This is a genomic window from Hydrotalea sp. (genome assembly GCF_049968455.1).
GTDB lineage: Bacteria > Bacteroidota > Bacteroidia > Chitinophagales > Chitinophagaceae > Hydrotalea.
In genome coordinates this window covers 26,668-45,175 of record NZ_JBMFQT010000007.1, presented here as the reverse complement: position 1 = coordinate 45,175, position 18,508 = coordinate 26,668, and the positions used below count along the sequence as shown (strand labels likewise).

Genomic DNA, 18,508 nt, shown 5'->3' with positions numbered 1-18,508 from the left:
TAAATTTTTATCGAAAAATGTTTTTTATTTAGAAACTATATTACTTTTACGTCCTGAAATTAGAGTTGACCAAATTTATACCCTTTAACATTGAAACAGCAGGCAACATTTACACACAGCAACATTATCCGCTCTTTACAAATGAGCCGGGCCGCTGCATTGGTTAACAACAACTTCCGTTTTTTATTACGACGACCTCGTATCTAATATTTCCTCAAATACCTAACCCTTTTGGGTATAATGGCCTACTACAGGCCTGATTGCTATTTTCAAAACTTGCATTAAAATTTTGAACCTGAAGTGGAAAATCAACAAGAAATTATTGTACGCATTGCCAATCATTTAGACACACACTATGCATTGCGCATTACAACCGAAATGGAGGCTTCGGCTAAAGCTCGTGGAACCGGTATTGCCAAACGTTCTCCGGAATACGTGGCTAACAAAATGTTGGAAGGCAAAGCTGTTATTGCCGTTACAAAAACCGGGCAATGGGTGGGCTTTTGTTATATTGAAGAATGGAGCCATGGAAAGTTTGTAGCCAATAGCGGTTTAATTGTTTCACCCGAATTTAGAAAAACAGGGGTGGCAAGAAATATTAAACAACAAATTTTTCAGCTGTCAAGAGAGAAGTATCCTGATGCCAAAATTTTTGGTTTAACTACCGGCCTTGCTGTAATGAAAATTAATAGTGAACTAGGTTATGAGCCTGTTACTTATAGCGAATTAACCGATGATGAAGAGTTTTGGGCAGGCTGTAAAAGCTGCGTAAACTATGATATTTTAATGAGTAAGGAAAGAAAAAATTGTATGTGTACAGCCATGCTATTCGATCCTAAAGACAAACATTCACCCAAAGAAACAACAGCCAACTTTGAAAAGAAACGTAAAGTTTATGAACGCTTGTTGCGTTTAAAACAAATTAGTTTCAGCAAAATATTTAAAAGAAAAGAAACCAACGGGCAACCTACTAAAAGCAAAAGCCTGTTTCATGATTTTTTCCCCTTTTAACCTTTTCAACACTGTAAAACATGAAGACCAAAAAAGTTGTTTTAGGATTTAGTGGTGGTTTAGACACCTCGTTTTGTGTGAAGTATCTTAGCGAAGACAAAGGCTATGAAGTACACAGCATTATTGTAGATACCGGCGGATTTACAGAAGATGAATTAAAACGAATTGAAGCCCATGCTTATAACCTGGGTGTAAAAACACATACTACCGTAAACGCGGTACACAGTTATTACGATACCATTATTAAATACCTGATTTTTGGAAATGTTTTAAAAAACAATACTTATCCGTTAAGCGTTAGCGCTGAGCGATTAAGCCAGGCTTTACACATTGCACAACATGCACAACAACTACAAGCCGATGCCGTTGCCCATGGAAGTACAGGTGCCGGAAACGACCAGGTACGTTTTGATATGATATTTCATATTATGATTCCGGGCATAGAAATTATTACCCCTATCCGTGATTTACAATTAAGCCGCGAAGCCGAAATAGATTACCTGAAGCAAAAGCATGTACAAATGAATTTTGAAAAAAGCATGTATTCTATTAATAAAGGGCTTTGGGGAACCAGTGTAGGTGGTAAAGAAACCTTAAACAGTAAGGGTATTTTACCGGAAGAAGCCTGGCCTACACAAGTTACTAAAACACAAGCCGAAGAAGTAGAACTTGGATTTGTAAAAGGCGAATTATACACTGTTAACGGAACCACCTTTACGCATCCTACTGATGCCATTAAGTATTTACAACATATTGCTTCACCATTCGGCATTGGTCGCGATATACATGTTGGCGATACCATTATTGGTATTAAAGGCAGAGTGGGCTTTGAAGCTGCAGCACCTATGGTAATTTTAAAAGCGCACCATGCTTTAGAAAAACATGTGTTAACCAAATGGCAACTGAGTTGGAAAGATCAACTGGCTGCATTTTATGGCAACTGGCTACATGAAGGTCAAATTTTAGATCCAGTAATGCGGAATATAGAAGCATTTTTAACCGATAGCCAACAACAGGTAACGGGTAAAGTATTTGTGCAATTGCTCCCCTATCGCTTCCAAATAATTGGCATTGAATCGCCTTATGATTTAATGAACAGCAAGTTTGGTAAATACGGCGAAATGAATACAGGTTTTACCGGAGAAGATGTAAGAGGCTTTAGTAAAATATTTGGGAACCAGGTAGCTATTTTTCATAAAGTAAAAGAGCAATAACATGCACAGTAAAATAAAAGTAGGTATTATTGGTGGTGCCGGCTATACAGGTGGCGAATTAATACGACTACTGTTGCAACATCCTTATGCACACATTCATTTTGTGCATAGTAACAGCCATGCACAACAAAAGGTAAGTACCGTACATACCGATTTAATTGGAGATACGGACCTGATATTTACCAACACTTTGCTTACGGATGCGGATGTTTATTTTTTATGTGTAGGGCATGGCGGGGCTAAAAAATTTTTAGAAGAAAATACTATTGAAAGCCACATTAAAATTATTGACCTTTCACAAGATTTTCGTTTAAAACAAACATCGTCAATAGGTAACCGTTCATTTATTTACGGTTTACCGGAGTTAAATAAAACGGCCATTCAAACCGCAAACAATATTGCTAACCCCGGCTGTTTTGCTACTACCATTGAATTAGGTTTATTGCCCTTAGCCAATGCAGGTATTTTAGGCGATATTTTCACTACCGGCATCACAGGTTCTACCGGCGCAGGGCAAGCTCCTTCAGCCACTACGCATTTTAGCTGGCGGGCTAATAATATTTCTGCTTACAAAACCTTACAGCACCAACACCTGTACGAAATTGGTCAAACCCTTGAACAGTTACAGGAAAATGATGGCATAGCCATTCACTTTATACCCTGGCGAGGTGATTTTACCCGAGGCATTTTTGTAAGTTCTATGATTGATTGCGCTTTCCCTTTAAATGAGCTGAAAGAAATGTACCAACAGTATTACAAGGATGCTGCATTTACACATGTTAGCAATAGCATGATTGATTTAAAACAGGTAGTAAACACCAATAAATGTTTACTGCATTTAGAAAAACAAGGAAATAAGCTGGTAATACATAGCGCATTAGATAATTTGCTGAAAGGCGCATCGGGACAAGCAGTGCAAAACATGAATTTAATGTTTGGACTACCCGAAGCAGCCGGTCTGCAATTAAAAGCAAGCGCTTTTTAAACATGAATTTTCACCACTAAAGCAACTAACCATGAAACTTTTTGATGTTTATCCCTTATACGATATTGCTATTACCCGAGCTTCGGGTGCTTATGTGTGGGATGGTAATGGGGTACAATATTTAGACATGTATGGCGGACATGCAGTAATTAGCATTGGCCATACGCACCCACATTGGGTAAAACGAATTGAAGACCAGTTAGAGAAAATTGCATTCTATTCCAACTCTGTTCACTTACCCATACAACAGCAATTAGCCGACAAATTAGGCGCTGTTAGCGGAAAGAACGACTATCAGTTATTTCTATGCAACAGTGGCGCCGAAGCCAATGAGAATGCGTTGAAGCTGGCCTCCTTTCATACCGGAAGAAAAAAAATTGTAGCTTTCTCTAAATCCTTTCACGGGCGTACCTCCCTTGCTGTAGCGGCAACCGATAATCCTGCCATTGTTGCACCCGTCAATGAAACAAACAATGTAGCTTTTCTTCCTTTCAATGATGTTGCGGCACTGGAACAATATTTTGCAGCGAATGGACATTCAATAGCTGCTGTAATAGTAGAAGGTATTCAAGGCGTGGGTGGTATTCAGATAGCTTCAGAAGCATTTTTACAATGTATCCGCCAACAATGCGACCAATACAATGCCTTGTTTATTGCAGATAGTGTGCAATGCGGATATGGCCGCAGTGGCAAATTCTTTTCACATGATTATGCCAATGTTCAGGCAGATATCTATACTATGGCGAAAGGCATGGGTAACGGTTTTCCCGTTGCCGGCATGTTGATCGCCCCACATATCCCTGCTAAGCATGGTATGTTAGGAACCACATTCGGGGGAAACCCTTTAGCCTGTGCCGCAGCATTAGCCGTTTTGGAAGTGATAGAACAAGATAATTTAATTGAAATGGCTAAGCAACGGGGTATGTATATCATGAATAAGTTGAAAGAATTTCCGGAGCTAAGTAATGTAAGAGGTCGTGGATTAATGATTGGCTTTGATGTTCCTGAAAACTTAAAATCATTGCGCAAAACGCTCATTTTTGATTATAAAATATTTACGGGAGAAGCAAAGCCTAACACCATTCGTTTACTACCGTCATTAGCATTAACACGCAAACAAGCCGATGAGTTTTTAGAAACCTTACGTGAGGCAATTGATGCAGTTAAAGCAGAAGCGAGCAATCAAGTATCTGTAAAACCATAAAGTGTTCATCACTTCCTTAATACTACAACATGAAACAGTTTATTAGTGTTTATGATGTTTTAACCCCCAATAACGGGAACATAAACAACGCTATTAACCAATTGGTGAATGAAGCATTGTCCTATAAAGCCAATCCTTTAAAAGATAAAACATTAGGCAATCATTTACGCTTGGGTATGCTATTCTTGAACCCCAGCTTACGTACACGACTCAGTACCCAGGTGGCTGCAGCCAACTTAGGTATGGAAACTATTGTGTTTAATGTTGACAAAGAAGGTTGGGCATTAGAGTTTGAAGAAGGCGCTATTATGAGTGGGAGTACGGTAGAACACATAAAAGATGCTGCCCCTATTTTAGGAAGCTATTTTGATATTTTGGCAATACGTACATTCCCCTCATTAAAAAACAGAGCGGATGATTACAGTGAATTGTATATACAGCAATTCATAAAATATGCCGGTGTACCGGTAATTAGTTTAGAAAGTGCTACGTTGCATCCATTACAATCGCTTACCGATATTATAACTATTCAGGAAAATCGGTTACACAAAGCAGCTACCGTACATAAAAAGCCTAAAGTGGTATTAACATGGGCGCCGCATGTAAAAGCTTTACCGCAATGTGTAGCCAATAGTTTTGCGCAATGGGTAAATGCCTGGGGTGAAGCCGATTTTGTAATTACACATCCGGAAGATTATGCATTAGATGAACAATTTACAAAGGGTGCTACCATTACACATAATCAGGCAGAAGCACTAAAAGATGCCGATTATGTGTATGTAAAAAACTGGAGTACGTACAACGATTATGGAAAGGTATATGAAAATGATCCGGCCTGGATGTTGACCAACGAAACGCTGGCATTAACCAACAATGCAAAAGTATTGCACTGCTTACCTGTTAGAAGAAATGTAGAATTGAGTGATGAAATTTTAGATGGCCCTAATAGCCTTATTACTACCGAAGCCGGTAACCGCGTTTGGGCTGCACAGGCTGTACTGGCCAATATTATTAAAACCATGAAGAAAAGCTAATGGAAAATTTAACCATAGTAAAAGTGGGTGGCAATATTATTGATAATGATAGCCAATTGCAGCAGTTCTTGCAGCTGTTTGCAACAATTCCGGGTAAAAAAATATTGGTACATGGAGGTGGAAAACTGGCCACTAAAATGGCAACACAACTACAAATACCACAACAACTAGTAGATGGCCGCAGAATTACCGATGCGGAAACTTTAAAAATTGTAACCATGGTATATGCCGGTTACATTAATAAAAATATTGTTGCACAATTACAACAACAGCAATGCAATGCCGTTGGACTATCAGGCGCAGACGGCAATTTAATACAAGCGCACCAACGCGTACACCCTACCATTAACTATGGTTATGTAGGCGATGTGGATGGTGTAAATATTTCATTGATTCAGCAGTTATTGAATAATAGCTACACACTCGTTATTGCCCCTATAACGCATAACTTACAAGGACAATTATTAAATACCAATGCCGATACGATTGCTTCGGTTTTAGCAACTTCATTAGCTGCACATTATGCAGTAACTTTGCTGTATTCATTTGAAAAAGCCGGAGTATTAATGGATGTAAATAATGAAGCATCGGTAATTAATACTATTACATTACAACAATTTGCACAATTAAAAGCACAGAGAATTATTGCAGATGGCATGCTGCCTAAACTAGAAAATGCATTTGCTGCATTACAAAAAGGAGTACAGCGTGTAATTATTGGCCAAGCAAACGTTTTACCCGATTTGTTACAAGGGAAGGCAGGTACAACCCTGGTTTCGGGCAACTAAAAAAATTCTTTATGCACACCAACCAAAAGGAAACAACGGTAACAAATTTATCAAACGATGCCATTAACTTATTAAAAAAGCTAATTGCTACACCTTCTTTTAGTAAAGAGGAAGAAGAGACGGCAGAAATTATTCAAACATTTCTGGACAGTAAAGGTGTTAGCACGCATCAATACTTAAATAATGTGTGGGCAAAAAATAAGTATTTCAATCCGGAAAAGCCCACCATTCTACTCAACTCGCACCACGATACTGTAAAGCCCAATAAAGCTTATACATTACCACCATTTGAACCTATTGTTAAAGATGGAAAATTATACGGATTAGGAAGCAATGATGCCGGTGGATGCTTGGTTTCATTAATAGCTACCTTCTTACATTTTTACGAACAACCCAACTTGGCTTACAATTTAATTATTGCCGCCACTGCCGAAGAGGAAATATCAGGTAGTAATGGTGTTGAAATTTTATTACCCCGGCTACCTAAAATAGATTGCGCAATAGTGGGAGAACCTACATTAATGGATATGGCTATTGCAGAAAAAGGCTTGTTGGTAATTGATTGCACGGCTCAAGGAAAACCAGGCCACGCAGCCAGGGAAGAAGGCGACAATGCCATTTTAAAGGCAATGAAAGATATTGCCTGGTTTTCGCAATACCAATTCCCTAAAGTAAGCAACTTACTAGGGCCGGTTAAAATGAGTGTTACCGTTATACATACCGATAATAAACAACACAATGTTGTTCCGGCACAATGCCATTTTGTGGTTGACATTCGAGTAAATGAATTGTACACATTCGAAGAAATTTTATCGACTATTCAGCAAAACATTCAAAGCCAATTTCAACCACGCAGTTGTCGTTTACGATCTACCGGTATTGCCACCAACCATCCATTAATACAAGCCGGAACTAGTTTGGGAAGAAAAAGCTACGGCTCACCTACTACCAGCGATAAAGCATTAATGCCCTTCCCTGCTTTAAAAATGGGCCCGGGTGATAGTGCCAGAAGCCATAGTGCTGATGAATTTGTATATATAGATGAAATTACTAACGGCATAGCATTATACATTGAATTACTCAATAAAATTTTATTACCCAACCCTTCCTAAAAATCATTCATCACCTTCCGAATATTTAAACTATGAAACTTTGGCAAAAAAATAGCGATGCATTAAAGGAAGTTGAACAGTTTACTGTTGGCAACGACCGCCAAATGGACCTTTACTTAGCCCCATTTGATGTGTTAGGCTCATTGGCACATATTACCATGTTGGCTTCAGTAAACCTTTTGGAACAAAATGAAGCTGTGTTATTGAAAAAAGAATTATACCACATTTATCATAAAATTAGTAACGGAGAATTTCATTTAGCCGATGACGTAGAAGACATTCATTCACAAATAGAATTATTATTAACGGAGAAGTTAGGTGATATAGGTAAAAAAATTCATAGTGCCAGAAGTAGAAACGATCAGGTATTGGTTGATATTAAACTTTTTTTGCGTCACGAAATAACACAAACCACCTATGCCATTGAAAAGTTTTTCAACCTGTTACAGCAACTAAGTGAACAATACAAAAATTATTTATTACCCGGCTATACCCATTTGCAATTAGCCATGCCTTCTTCTTTTGGGCTTTGGTTTGGTGCTTATGCCGAAAGTTTGGTTGACGATTGTATTACCTTACAAGCTGCTTATAAAGTTGTCAATAAAAACCCATTAGGCAGTGCTGCCGGTTATGGCTCATCTTTCCCTATTAATAGAACACTTACCACACAGTTATTGGGTTTTGATGATTTAAATTATAATGTAGTATATGCACAAATGGGGCGGGGTAAGGCAGAACGTATTACTGCACAAGCATTGGCCAATGTTGCCGATACTTTAGCAAAGTTGAGTATGGATATGTGCTTATACCTAAATCAAAATTTTAGCTTTGTTTCTTTTCCTGCGCAATTAACAACCGGCAGCAGTATTATGCCGCACAAAAAAAACCCTGATGTATTTGAATTAATTCGTTCACATTGCAATCGCATAAAAGCATTGCCCAATGAAATAATGTTACAAACCACCAATTTACCATCTGGCTATCACCGCGATTTACAGTTATTAAAAGAACATTTATTTCCTGCTTTTACCACACTTCGCCAGTGTTTAGAAATGGCAGGTTTAATGTTAGAAAACATTGAAATAAAAGAAAATATTATTCAAGATGAAAAATATCGTTATCTGTTTAGCGTAGAAGAAGTGAATAAACTGGTATTGCAAGGTATCCCCTTTCGCGATGCATACAAACAAATTGGTTTACAAATAGAATCAGGTAATTTCACCTATAGTACCAACTTGCATCACACACACGAAGGCAGTATTGGAAATTTATGCAATCAACAAATACAACAACAAATGCAATCAACTTTAAAAGGGTTTGAGTTTAATAAAGCCGCCACTGCCATTGAACAATTATTGGCATCGGCTAAAAATGAATAATTACAGAGAATTTTTAACAATACAGACACCTATTTTAAAGCCTAATTCAAATTTCTTACTTATCATTGTGCATCAAATAAAAACATTAAACAATTAAATAATCATTTTCTACTATTAACCATTTTGCTGTATATGAATAAATTATTTCTTTCTTTAACTCTACTGTTAGCAGTTATTAGCTTACAAGCACAAACTAAAAAAACTACTACTACACACACTACTGCTAAACCAACACCAACACATGCACCACAATTATTGAAAACCGAAAAAGATTCTGCAAGCTATGCGTTGGGTATTAGTGTTGGCCAATCATTAGTAGCGCAAAATCTTTCAAACATCAACACGGAATTGTTTGTAAAAGGATTAAAAGAAATTACCCAAAAGCAAAAAGTAGCATTAACGGATGCACAAGTAATGAATATCATTACCGCTTATGCAGCCAAAATGCAGGAATTGAAAACACAGGAAAATATTGCTGCAGGAAAAAAATTTTTAGAAGCCAATGGCAAACGCCCAGGTGTAGTTACCTTGCCTGATGGCTTACAATATGAAGTTTTAAAAGCAGGTACCGATACTACTAAACCCACTTTGAACGATAAAGTTACCTGCCATTATCATGGAACCCTTATTGATGGAACTGTATTTGATAGTTCAGTTGATAGAGGTGAGCCTGCAACATTTCCTTTAAATGGTGTGATAAAAGGTTGGCAGGAAGCTTTACAATTAATGACGGTAGGCAGTAAATGGAAAATTTATTTACCTTCTGACTTAGCCTATGGTAACCGCGGAGCAGGCGATAAAATTGGGCCCGGTGCTACACTTGTCTTTACAGTTGAACTATTGGGTATTCAACATTAAAATAAAAAATTTACTCTAAACTTACCATTAAAAAGGAAACTGTATTGCAGTTTTAACTGAACAAATATGCCCAATATTTATTATTTTCGTTGGGTATGAATGAATTGTACACGTTTATTTGGTTAATTGTTACGCTTTTATTCATTGGCTATTTTGCAGGTTATGAAATTGCCTTTTTAAGTGCCAATCGCTTAAGCATTGAATTAAAAAAGAAGCAAGGAAGGAACGGGGGAATTATAGTAGCTAAGTTTTTAGAAAAGCCCACACAATTTATTGGCACCTGCTTAATTGGCACCAATTTATTTTTAGTTGCCTATGGTTTGTTATTCGATGAATTGCTAAACTCTAGTATCTGGAATTTTTTTAAACGCTTCTTCGATATTGAGAACAGTTATCTAAAACTAGTTTTCAACACTTTGCTTTCCACATTAATTGTTTTAATATTTGGCGAGTTTATTCCCAAAGCCATTTTCAGAGCCCGAAATGATAGTTTATTAATAGTATTTGCCCCACTGGCCAAATTCTTTCATAACATTTTTCAGCCATTAGCATTATTTTTTGTAGGTATTTCACAATGGATTTTAAAATACATTTTTAATGTTCCTATAAAAGACAAAAGTGAAGTTTTTAGTAAAGTAGATTTAGAACATCTTTATCAACAAAATAAAGACAATGATGAAGAAAATGCAGAAGTAAATAATGAATTATTTGAAAATGCATTGAGCTTACCCATGGTAAAAATTCGCCAGTGTTTAGTGCCCAGAACTGAAATTGAAGCAGTAGAAATAAATACCCCTATGGAAGAAGTGAGAGAAAAATATATTCAAACCAAATTGAGTAAACTAATTGTGTATGAAGATTCCATTGATAATATTTTAGGTTATATACACCAGTTAGATTTATTTAAAAAACCCACTTCCATCAAAGATATTTTATTGCCTATACCCACCGTACCGGAAACCATGAGTGCTACTGACCTCATTAGTAAATTTTCGAAAGAACGCAAAACAATTGCATGGGTGGTGGATGAATTTGGCGGTACAGCAGGAATAGTAACATTAGAAGATGTGTTAGAAGAAATTTTTGGTGAAATAAAAGATGAATACGACACAGAAGAATTGGTTGAAAAACAAATAGCGGAAAAAGAATATTTATTAAGCGGGCGTTTGGAATTAGATTATTTAAATGAAAAATATCATTTAGAATTTAATGATGAAGAATCAGAAACATTAAGTGGTTTTATTATTAATAAGCATAGCACCATTCCTAAACCCAAGGAAAGAATTATTATAGGCCCCTACCAATTTGATGTGCTGAATGTGAGTGAAACCCGCATTGATATGGTAAAATTAAAAATACTAGAATAAATTAGGTCGCAAATGAACGCCTTTACCGGCCTTAATTTGTTAAATAGAGATTTTTGCGTTTTTGCTGCCTTCATCCCTTTAACTTTGCGCAAATTGAATGTATAAACACCAGCAATGGCAAAATTTCGCAGAAAAAAAGAAAATACGGAAACTGCAGAAATGACCTTTATAGATCATTTGGATGCTTTAAGAATGCATATTATCCGTAGCGTATTGGTTATATTCATTAGTAGTATTGTAATTTTTATTTACCGCAACTGGGTATTCGACAATATTATAACCGGTCCAATTAACCCTAACTTCATTACCTACCGGGTTTTGTATAAAGTTAGCCACTGGTTAGGCATGGGCGATGGTTTAACACTTCCACCGGTTCAGGTAAACATGCAAACCACTAGTTTTGGCGGTCAGTTTTTAGGAAGTATTACGCTTGCTTTTACAATGGGTGCTATAGTATCGGCCCCCTACGTATTTTGGGAACTATGGCGTTTCATTAAACCCGCATTAACCCCCAAAGAACTCAAAAATACCCGATTTGCCATTTTCTGGGTGTCCTTTTTCTTCTTTTTAGGTGCTGCTTTTGGATTCTTTTTACTAGGTCCCTATACATTTAATTTTTTAGCAAATTTCAAATTAGGTACCCTATCAATGTTAGAAACCCGGCCTACATTAACTGATTATTTAGAAAATTTAACCAATATCATATTAGGCTGTGGGCTGGCATTTGAATTACCGGTAATTACTTTTGTACTTACCCGTATTGGCTTATTAACCCCCATGTTTATGCGCCGCAGCAGGCGATATGCCATTGTAATTTTGCTAACCATTGCCGCATTCATTACACCAAGTCCTGACTGGATGAGTATGATGATTGTATTTGTACCCCTTATGTCGCTTTATGAATTAAGTATTTTGGTAGCCGCCAAAGTATATAAACAAGAACAAAAACGCGAAAAAGAAGAATGGGGATAAAAAATAACAGTTCTACCATTAGTGTAATTCTTTCCTAATTTCAGTTAATCGCTTCGTAATTTCGAAACCTTTATAGGTAAGTTGGCCGTACATTAGTCTGCCAACTTTCACGTACATGAATGTTTTAATTTGTATTACTAAAACCAATTACACATGAGGAAGAAAATGTTACTCGTGGCTGTGTTGTTTGCCACATGGCAATTACAGGCGCAGACCGGCGAAGATGCTGCCCAAAAATTTGCACAGCTTATTACGCCCACAGCTTTAAAAGAGAAATTAACCATTTTAGCCAGTGATGAAATGGAAGGCCGCGAAACCGCTACTCCCGGTCAAAAAAAAGCCGCCGCTTATATTGAAAGCGAATTTAAAAAATTCGGTTTAAAGCCCGGCAATGGCAACAGCTATCAGCAATACTACCCCGTTTATCAGGACGAATTAACCGGTGAACAATTCCGCATTAATGGTGTAAGCTATAGCTGGGATAAAGATTATAATTTTTCTATCAATGCACTACAAGATGGCCAATTTAATTACCAACAAGTAGTATTTGCCGGCTATGGTATTGTTGATGAAAAAGCTGGCATTAATCAATATAAAGGTTTAGATGTTGCCGGTAAATTGGTAGTAGTATTGGAAGGAGCACCCAAAGATTTAATGGAAAAAATTAATGCACCCAACAACCGCTTTAATCCTTTTGGTATGTATGCAAAAGTAATGGCTGCTCGCCGCTTAGGGGCAGCAGGTATTTTGTTGGTATCAAAAGAATACCCAAAAGAAAAGCCTGTTTCAAAAATGGGTAATATGTACTTAAAAGCCAATGAAGGAAAACCCTTTATCAATGCTACTATTTCTACAGCAATGGCCTCTGCATTATTAGGAAGAACAGCCCCTTTAAATTGGAATGATTTATCGGCAATTAATCCGGGTACCTATACAGCCGATGTACAAATAGCCATGCACAAAAAAACCAATGAACTACAAAGCAGCAATGTAATTGCTATTTTACCGGGTACTGATAAAAAAGATGAATATGTATTTTTAACTGCACACTACGACCACTTAGGTAAGCACGACGGTAAAATATATTATGGTGCCGATGATGATGGCTCAGGCACAACAGCAGTATTACAAATGGCTGAAGCCTTTAGTGCTGCTGCCAAAAAAGGGTATAAACCCCACCGTACCATTGTTTTCATGACAGTGAGTGGGGAAGAGAAAGGCTTATGGGGCAGTGAATATTATTCTGAACATCCCATCTTTCCTTTGGACAAAACTTCCGTTGACTTAAACACCGATATGATTGGCCGTATAGATACCGAACGCAAAAGTGATGACACCTTAAATTATGTTTATGTAATAGGTCACGACAAATTAAGCAGCGAATTACCCATTATTAATGAAGCTGCCAATAAAAAATATGTCGGCCTGAATTTAGATTATAAGTATGATGATCCACAAGATCCTAATCGTATTTACTACCGTAGCGACCACTATAATTTTGCGAAAAAAGGGGTACCTATTTTATTCTTTTACGATGGTATGTTGTTGGCCGATTATCATAAGCCAACCGATACTGTTGATAAAATTAATTTTGATTTGATGAGCAAAAGAGCACAAATGATATTTTATACCGCATGGGAAATGGCCAATCGTAGCAATATGTTGTTACGCGACAAACCCTTGAATATGCCCAATGCCCGTTAATTAGTTTTGTTTTGCTATATACAACAACCCCATACCGTTTGGTATGGGGTTTGTTAATTAGGGAATATGGATTATAAAACTGAATCGTAGTAATAGAAATATTTAATACCCAAAAATAGCATGTAGCTGCTGTTTTAATGAAACAACTTAAGCTATGGAGGAATTCTAGTAATTGTAAGCCCCCATTTTAGTATACTGCCTTAGTTGAATAGTATGGTTGCAGTACAAGTGTGCGACGCAACGAAAGTACAATAGTAGCAATACTGCCGACTACCTAAAAAATTACCAGCCCAATATCCATGCAAACATTAATGGCGCTACAATGGTTGCATCACTTTCAACAATAAACTTGGGCGTATGTATATCTAATTTTCCCCATGTAATTTTTTCGTTGGGAACAGCACCGGAATAAGATCCGTATGAAGTTGTTGAATCGCTGATTTGGCAGAAGTAACTCCAGAATGGAACATCGTGCCACTCTAAATCTTGGTACATCATGGGTACTACACAAATAGGAAAATCGCCGGCAATGCCACCGCCTATTTGAAAGAACCCTACCCCTTTACCGCTGCTATTCTCTCTATACCATTTACTTAATTCTACCATGTATTCAATACCTGTTTTCATGGTAGCAGCTTGTAGCTCGCCTTTAATCACATAACTGGCAAAAATGTTGCCCATGGTGCTATCTTCCCAGCCTGGTACTACAATGGGAATATTTTTTTGTGCTGCAGCTAACATCCAACTGTTTTTAGAATCAATTTCATAATACTGCTCTAACACACCACTGAGTAACATTTTATACATATACTCGTGTGGGAAATAGCGTTCTCCTTTATTTTCGGCATCCTTCCATATTTTGAAAATGTGTTGTTGTAAACGACGAAATGCTTCTTCTTCAGGAATACAGGTATCTGTAACGCGGTTGTAATGGTTTTCAAGTAAATCCCATTCTTCTTGAGGGCTTAAATCTCGGTAATTGGGTACCCGTTTGTAATGACTGTGTGCCACTAGATTCATGATATCTTCCTCTAAATTAGCGCCGGTGCAGCTAATAATTTGCACTTTATCCTGCCGAATCATTTCGGCCAATGAAATACCTAATTCAGCTGTACTCATGGCTCCGGCCAGTGTAATCATCATTTTGCCCCCTTCCAGCATGTGGGCTTCATAAGCTTTTGCAGCATCCATTAAAGCGGCAGCATTAAAGTGACGGTAATGATGCTGTATAAATTGAGAAACAGGACCTTTTTGCATACTTTGCTATTTTAAGGGGGCAAAAATAAATTTTTTGAACGGTTTTAACGGTTAATATTTAGCTTGTTTTGTAAGGTGTTATAAAAACTTATACATTTGAATGCCTTTACCCTACATGAATATGCTGATAAGCGTTGTAATCCCTGTTTTTAATGAGGAATGGAATATTCCCATTATTAGCAATAGCATTGCTAGCATTTTTAATGCCATACCCTATGACTATGAAATACTATTTGTGAATGATGGCAGTTCTGATAATAGTTTACAAGCTTTAAAAACAGTAACTTCCGAAAACAACCACATTAAATACATTTCATTTTCAAGAAACTTTGGAAAAGACAATGCCTTGTTGGCGGGATTTGATTTTGCAAAAGGTGATGCCGTAATAACAATGGATGCAGATATGCAACATCCACCTGAGTTAATTCCAAAGCTAATTGATTTATGGCAGCAAGGCAATGCCGTTGTGTACACATACAGAGAAGATAAGAATGAGCATACTGCGAAAATAAATCAACTTTCTTCTACATTTTTTTATAGACTTATCAATCATTTATCGGATGTTGAATTAGAAGATGGCATTGCAGATTACCGATTGCTTGATAAAAAAGTAGTGGCCATTTTAAATAATTTGCATGAAGACAGACCTTTTTTCAGAGGTTTAGTAAAATGGGTAGGCTTTCAACAAATTGGCATACCTTACAAACCAAATGCTCGTGCTACCGGTGAGACTAAATATAATCATAAGTCCTTGGTACGTTTAGCTTTACAAGGACTTACTTCATTTAGTGTAAAGCCTTTAAATATTGCCATTTATTTAGGTTTCAGTTTTTCAGCTCTTTCCGTTTGTTACTTACCTTATGTACTATACAGTTTATTATATGGTAAAGCCATATCAGGTTGGGCATCTACCATTGTTACCATTGTTTTTTTTGGAGGATTGCAATTAATGATTTTAGGTATAATGGGTATTTATTTGGGCAAATTATTTATGCAAAATAAACAAAGACCTAAATATATTATTGATGAAACAAATATTCAGTAGCAATGGAAAGTAGCTCGCAAAAACAACAGCAATCATTCCTATTTCAATTATATAACCAACTTAAAAGCAACAGAGTAGCGATTATTATTTGGTTTGGATTGTCATTAGCTACTACAATTATACAAGTTATTGGCCACGACAGGTTTAATAACTTCCAAATTTTTCGATATGTGTTTTTCCATACACATCAACAAGCCAATTTATACTTAGAATATCCTCAAACTTATGATGATGTAAATTTATATGGGCCATTTTTTAGTATTATAATTGCTCCATTTGCAGTATTACCTAAAAACATGGGTGCAATTGCATGGGTATTATTTAATACAGCAATGTTATTTTGGGCTATAAGAAAATTACCTATTCAAAAAGAGGGTCAAAATTTTATTTTGGTATTTGCATCCGTTGAAATGATGAATGCTTCCTCATGGGTACAAAGCAATGCGTTTATTGCAGCTTGTATTATTTTAGGGTTTTGTTACATTTGGGAAGGAAAAGATAAATGGGGCCTTTTTTTCATATTAATTGCCACTTTTATTAAATTATATGGCGTTGTAGGGTTTGCTTTTTTCTTTCTTAGCAGGCGAAAAATTCATTTTATAAAATGGACTATTATTTGGTCAATTTTATTTTTTATTGCACCTGTTTTAATTGCTCCCTTTAAGTTTATTGCTCAAAGCTATATGGATTGGTTTTACGCATTATCAGCTAAATCGGCTAAAAATATTCGTTTAGATATTCAAAATGATTATCAGGATATTTCTGCGATGGGAATATTGAGAAGGATTTTTAAAATTAATTACTTAAAAGACATATGGGTATTAGGTCCGGCTGTATTGTTATTCTTATCGCAATATTTGCAATTTAAAAATTTTAACAACTTACGATTTGCATTGTATCTTTTATGTTCAGTACTATTATTTACGGTTATATTTAGTACCGGTTCCGAATCGCCCACTTACATTATTGCATTTCCGGCGGTTTGCTTATGGTATTGGCTACAACCTAAACAATTAAGTACTACTATTTTTTTTGTTTTTACTTTTATAATTACCAGTTTTTCTTATTCGGATTTATTAACACCTTGGTTTCGTGAAAGTATTGCAAGACCTTATGCCATAAAAGCTTTACCGAATGTTATTGTTTGGATAATACTAATTGTGCAAATTTCGCAACAACAATTTTTGAAGATTTCAGAACAAAAACTAAATACCCACTTATCTAAACAATGAGAAAAGGGAATTACATATTACTAAGCTTTGATGTAGAAGAGTTTGATTTGCCATTGGAATATGGACATAACATGAGTATGGAAGAACAAATGCAGGTGGGTTACAGTGGCACCACTATTATGCAAAATACTTTACAACAACACAATATAGCTTGCACGTTATTTACTACTGCTAACTATGCCATTCACCATAAAGAACAAATTAGCCTATTGGCACAAAAGCACGAAATAGCATCGCACACCTATTATCATAGCCAATTTGAGGAAGCCGATTTGCTCAATTCAAAAAACACCCTTGAAGCCATTAGCAAGCAACGAGTAACCGGGTTACGCATGCCCAGAATGCAACAAGTAAATATAAAAGCAGTAAAAGCAGCAGGATACGAATATGATGCATCCATCAACCCTACTTGGATACCCGGCAGATACAATAACCGACATTTACCTCGTACGCTATATCAGGAAGAAAGTATTGTACGTATACCTGCATCGGTAACACCACACTTTCGTATTCCTTTGTTTTGGTTGGCATTTAAAAATATGCCACTATGGTTATTTACCCAATTTACTTTGCAAACACTACAGAAAGATGGATACGTAAGTTTATACTTACATCCCTGGGAGTTTACGGATATTTCAAGCTATCCCATTCCTGCTTATACCAAAAGGCACGCAGGTAAGAAATTAGAAGATAAATTGCATACATTTATCAGAACACTTCAAAAACATGGGGAGTTTATAACTATGCAACAATTTAAAAATATTCAGCCAAGCAATATTTTATAAGTACTGTTGACTGAATATTTTTTTGTTACTGTATTAATTACGTATACGTTTAAATTCACTTACATTCCCTGCAGGTGAAATTTGTAGCACAATAGTTTCTTGCTCAGTTAATAATGATACATAATAAGAAACTTCATTTTCTGCATTTCTATACTCTATACAATCGGTTAGTTGATAAGGAGGAAAAGGATACTTTAAACTAATAGCCTTAATAGCACGTTCTGGCAATTTGCTATAATCCATTTTAGTAGTTACTGCAGTTAAATCACCATAACTGTCGTAGAAGGCATTCATTTCTTTACCATTTAAAGTAAACTTGGCTTTAATGAATTGAGAAGTAACTTTCCAATCAACATTTTCAGCTTTTAAAAATTTTGCTGTAAACTTATTTAGTACAGTAAAGCTTACATCAGAAGAAGGATCGGTGGCGGCAGTAGCTGCAACAGATACTGTAATGAATGCCAGAAATAAAATTTTTTTCATTGTAAATAAATTGAAGGTTTTAAAATGTTTTTTTCACAAGGCAAAACTACCTAGTGTTTAAAATGGAACGTAGTTGTT

At 36.3% G+C, this 18,508-nt stretch carries 17 protein-coding genes; 15 read left to right on the top strand and 2 right to left on the bottom strand.

Features of this window, described 5'->3' with window-relative positions; all coding sequences use genetic code 11:
- The first annotated feature begins 300 nt into the window (after nt 1-300).
- The 12 genes from ACP5P5_RS06675 (at nt 301) to ACP5P5_RS06620 (ending at nt 13,628) form a co-directional block, all read left to right on the top strand.
- A complete protein-coding gene (locus ACP5P5_RS06675; RefSeq protein ID WP_428285328.1) occupies nt 301-1,011 on the top strand; it encodes a GNAT family N-acetyltransferase in 711 nt (236 codons plus the stop codon).
- A 20-nt stretch (nt 1,012-1,031) separates the two neighbouring features.
- The gene (locus tag ACP5P5_RS06670) at nt 1,032-2,225 is read left to right on the top strand and encodes an argininosuccinate synthase (RefSeq protein ID WP_428285327.1); all 1,194 of its coding nucleotides are present in this window, start codon (nt 1,032-1,034) and stop codon (nt 2,223-2,225) included.
- Between the two features lies 1 nt (nt 2,226).
- On the top strand, nt 2,227-3,210 hold the full coding sequence (gene argC / locus ACP5P5_RS06665; protein WP_428285326.1) for an N-acetyl-gamma-glutamyl-phosphate reductase: 984 nt from the start codon (nt 2,227-2,229) through the stop codon (nt 3,208-3,210).
- Between the two features lie 31 nt (nt 3,211-3,241).
- Nucleotides 3,242-4,414, top strand: coding sequence for an aspartate aminotransferase family protein (locus tag ACP5P5_RS06660; protein WP_428285325.1), 1,173 nt, complete (start codon nt 3,242-3,244; stop codon nt 4,412-4,414).
- 29 nt (nt 4,415-4,443) lie between these two features.
- The gene (locus tag ACP5P5_RS06655; protein ID WP_428285324.1) at nt 4,444-5,448 is read left to right on the top strand and encodes an acetylornithine carbamoyltransferase; all 1,005 of its coding nucleotides are present in this window, start codon (nt 4,444-4,446) and stop codon (nt 5,446-5,448) included.
- A complete protein-coding gene (argB, locus tag ACP5P5_RS06650; RefSeq protein ID WP_428285323.1) occupies nt 5,448-6,236 on the top strand; it encodes an acetylglutamate kinase in 789 nt (262 codons plus the stop codon). The genes ACP5P5_RS06655 and argB overlap by 1 nt, the downstream gene beginning before the upstream one ends.
- 11 nt (nt 6,237-6,247) lie before the next feature.
- Complete coding sequence (locus tag ACP5P5_RS06645) at nt 6,248-7,348, top strand: M20 family metallo-hydrolase (RefSeq protein ID WP_428285322.1); 1,101 nt, start codon at nt 6,248-6,250, stop codon at nt 7,346-7,348.
- A gap of 32 nt (nt 7,349-7,380) precedes the next feature.
- Nucleotides 7,381-8,727 (top strand): argininosuccinate lyase, encoded by a 1,347-nt coding sequence (gene argH, locus ACP5P5_RS06640; RefSeq protein ID WP_428285321.1) that lies wholly within the window; start codon nt 7,381-7,383, stop codon nt 8,725-8,727.
- 132 nt (nt 8,728-8,859) lie between these two features.
- Nucleotides 8,860-9,585, top strand: a complete 726-nt coding sequence (locus ACP5P5_RS06635; protein ID WP_428285320.1) for an FKBP-type peptidyl-prolyl cis-trans isomerase — start codon at nt 8,860-8,862, stop codon at nt 9,583-9,585.
- Nucleotides 9,586-9,680: 95 nt separating this feature from the next.
- On the top strand, nt 9,681-10,952 hold the full coding sequence (locus ACP5P5_RS06630; RefSeq protein WP_428285319.1) for a hemolysin family protein: 1,272 nt from the start codon (nt 9,681-9,683) through the stop codon (nt 10,950-10,952).
- Between the two features lie 114 nt (nt 10,953-11,066).
- Nucleotides 11,067-11,924: a twin-arginine translocase subunit TatC gene (gene tatC / locus ACP5P5_RS06625; protein WP_428285318.1), complete on the top strand. Its 858-nt coding sequence runs from the start codon at nt 11,067-11,069 to the stop codon at nt 11,922-11,924.
- Nucleotides 11,925-12,077: 153 nt separating this feature from the next.
- On the top strand, nt 12,078-13,628 hold the full coding sequence (locus ACP5P5_RS06620) for a M28 family peptidase (protein ID WP_428285317.1): 1,551 nt from the start codon (nt 12,078-12,080) through the stop codon (nt 13,626-13,628).
- Nucleotides 13,629-13,910: 282 nt separating this feature from the next.
- On the opposite strand, the gene ACP5P5_RS06615 is transcribed toward ACP5P5_RS06620, so the two are convergent.
- Nucleotides 13,911-14,885, bottom strand: coding sequence for a deoxyhypusine synthase family protein (locus ACP5P5_RS06615; RefSeq protein ID WP_428285316.1), 975 nt, complete (start codon nt 14,883-14,885; stop codon nt 13,911-13,913).
- Nucleotides 14,886-14,985: 100 nt separating this feature from the next.
- On the opposite strand from ACP5P5_RS06615, the gene ACP5P5_RS06610 reads away from it, so the two are divergent.
- The 3 genes from ACP5P5_RS06610 to ACP5P5_RS06600 are packed head-to-tail and all read left to right on the top strand — an operon-like array spanning nt 14,986 to nt 17,947.
- Nucleotides 14,986-15,930 (top strand): glycosyltransferase family 2 protein, encoded by a 945-nt coding sequence (locus ACP5P5_RS06610; RefSeq protein WP_428285315.1) that lies wholly within the window; start codon nt 14,986-14,988, stop codon nt 15,928-15,930.
- Nucleotides 15,931-15,932: 2 nt separating this feature from the next.
- Nucleotides 15,933-17,162, top strand: coding sequence for a glycosyltransferase family 87 protein (locus ACP5P5_RS06605; protein WP_428285314.1), 1,230 nt, complete (start codon nt 15,933-15,935; stop codon nt 17,160-17,162).
- Complete coding sequence (locus tag ACP5P5_RS06600; RefSeq protein ID WP_428285313.1) at nt 17,159-17,947, top strand: polysaccharide deacetylase family protein; 789 nt, start codon at nt 17,159-17,161, stop codon at nt 17,945-17,947. The genes ACP5P5_RS06605 and ACP5P5_RS06600 overlap by 4 nt, the downstream gene beginning before the upstream one ends.
- Nucleotides 17,948-17,980: 33 nt before the next feature.
- Here ACP5P5_RS06600 and ACP5P5_RS06595 read toward each other — a convergent pair whose 3' ends face one another.
- Entirely contained in the window at nt 17,981-18,430 is a 450-nt protein-coding gene (locus tag ACP5P5_RS06595) for a hypothetical protein (RefSeq protein ID WP_428285312.1), read from the bottom strand.
- Between the last annotated feature and the right edge of the window lie 78 nt (nt 18,431-18,508).

Coding starts and splice junctions, on each gene's coding strand:
- ACP5P5_RS06670 (WP_428285327.1), top strand. CDS start 1,032: ATGAAGACCAAAAAAGTTGTTTTAGGATTTAGTGGTGGTTTAGACACC.
- argC (WP_428285326.1), top strand. CDS start 2,227: ATGCACAGTAAAATAAAAGTAGGTATTATTGGTGGTGCCGGCTATACA.
- ACP5P5_RS06660 (WP_428285325.1), top strand. CDS start 3,242: ATGAAACTTTTTGATGTTTATCCCTTATACGATATTGCTATTACCCGA.
- ACP5P5_RS06655 (WP_428285324.1), top strand. CDS start 4,444: ATGAAACAGTTTATTAGTGTTTATGATGTTTTAACCCCCAATAACGGG.
- argB (WP_428285323.1), top strand. CDS start 5,448: ATGGAAAATTTAACCATAGTAAAAGTGGGTGGCAATATTATTGATAAT.
- ACP5P5_RS06645 (WP_428285322.1), top strand. CDS start 6,248: ATGCACACCAACCAAAAGGAAACAACGGTAACAAATTTATCAAACGAT.
- argH (WP_428285321.1), top strand. CDS start 7,381: ATGAAACTTTGGCAAAAAAATAGCGATGCATTAAAGGAAGTTGAACAG.
- ACP5P5_RS06635 (WP_428285320.1), top strand. CDS start 8,860: ATGAATAAATTATTTCTTTCTTTAACTCTACTGTTAGCAGTTATTAGC.
- ACP5P5_RS06630 (WP_428285319.1), top strand. CDS start 9,681: ATGAATGAATTGTACACGTTTATTTGGTTAATTGTTACGCTTTTATTC.
- tatC (WP_428285318.1), top strand. CDS start 11,067: ATGGCAAAATTTCGCAGAAAAAAAGAAAATACGGAAACTGCAGAAATG.
- ACP5P5_RS06620 (WP_428285317.1), top strand. CDS start 12,078: ATGAGGAAGAAAATGTTACTCGTGGCTGTGTTGTTTGCCACATGGCAA.
- ACP5P5_RS06615 (WP_428285316.1), bottom strand. CDS start 14,885: ATGCAAAAAGGTCCTGTTTCTCAATTTATACAGCATCATTACCGTCAC.
- ACP5P5_RS06610 (WP_428285315.1), top strand. CDS start 14,986: ATGCCTTTACCCTACATGAATATGCTGATAAGCGTTGTAATCCCTGTT.
- ACP5P5_RS06605 (WP_428285314.1), top strand. CDS start 15,933: ATGGAAAGTAGCTCGCAAAAACAACAGCAATCATTCCTATTTCAATTA.
- ACP5P5_RS06600 (WP_428285313.1), top strand. CDS start 17,159: ATGAGAAAAGGGAATTACATATTACTAAGCTTTGATGTAGAAGAGTTT.
- ACP5P5_RS06595 (WP_428285312.1), bottom strand. CDS start 18,430: ATGAAAAAAATTTTATTTCTGGCATTCATTACAGTATCTGTTGCAGCT.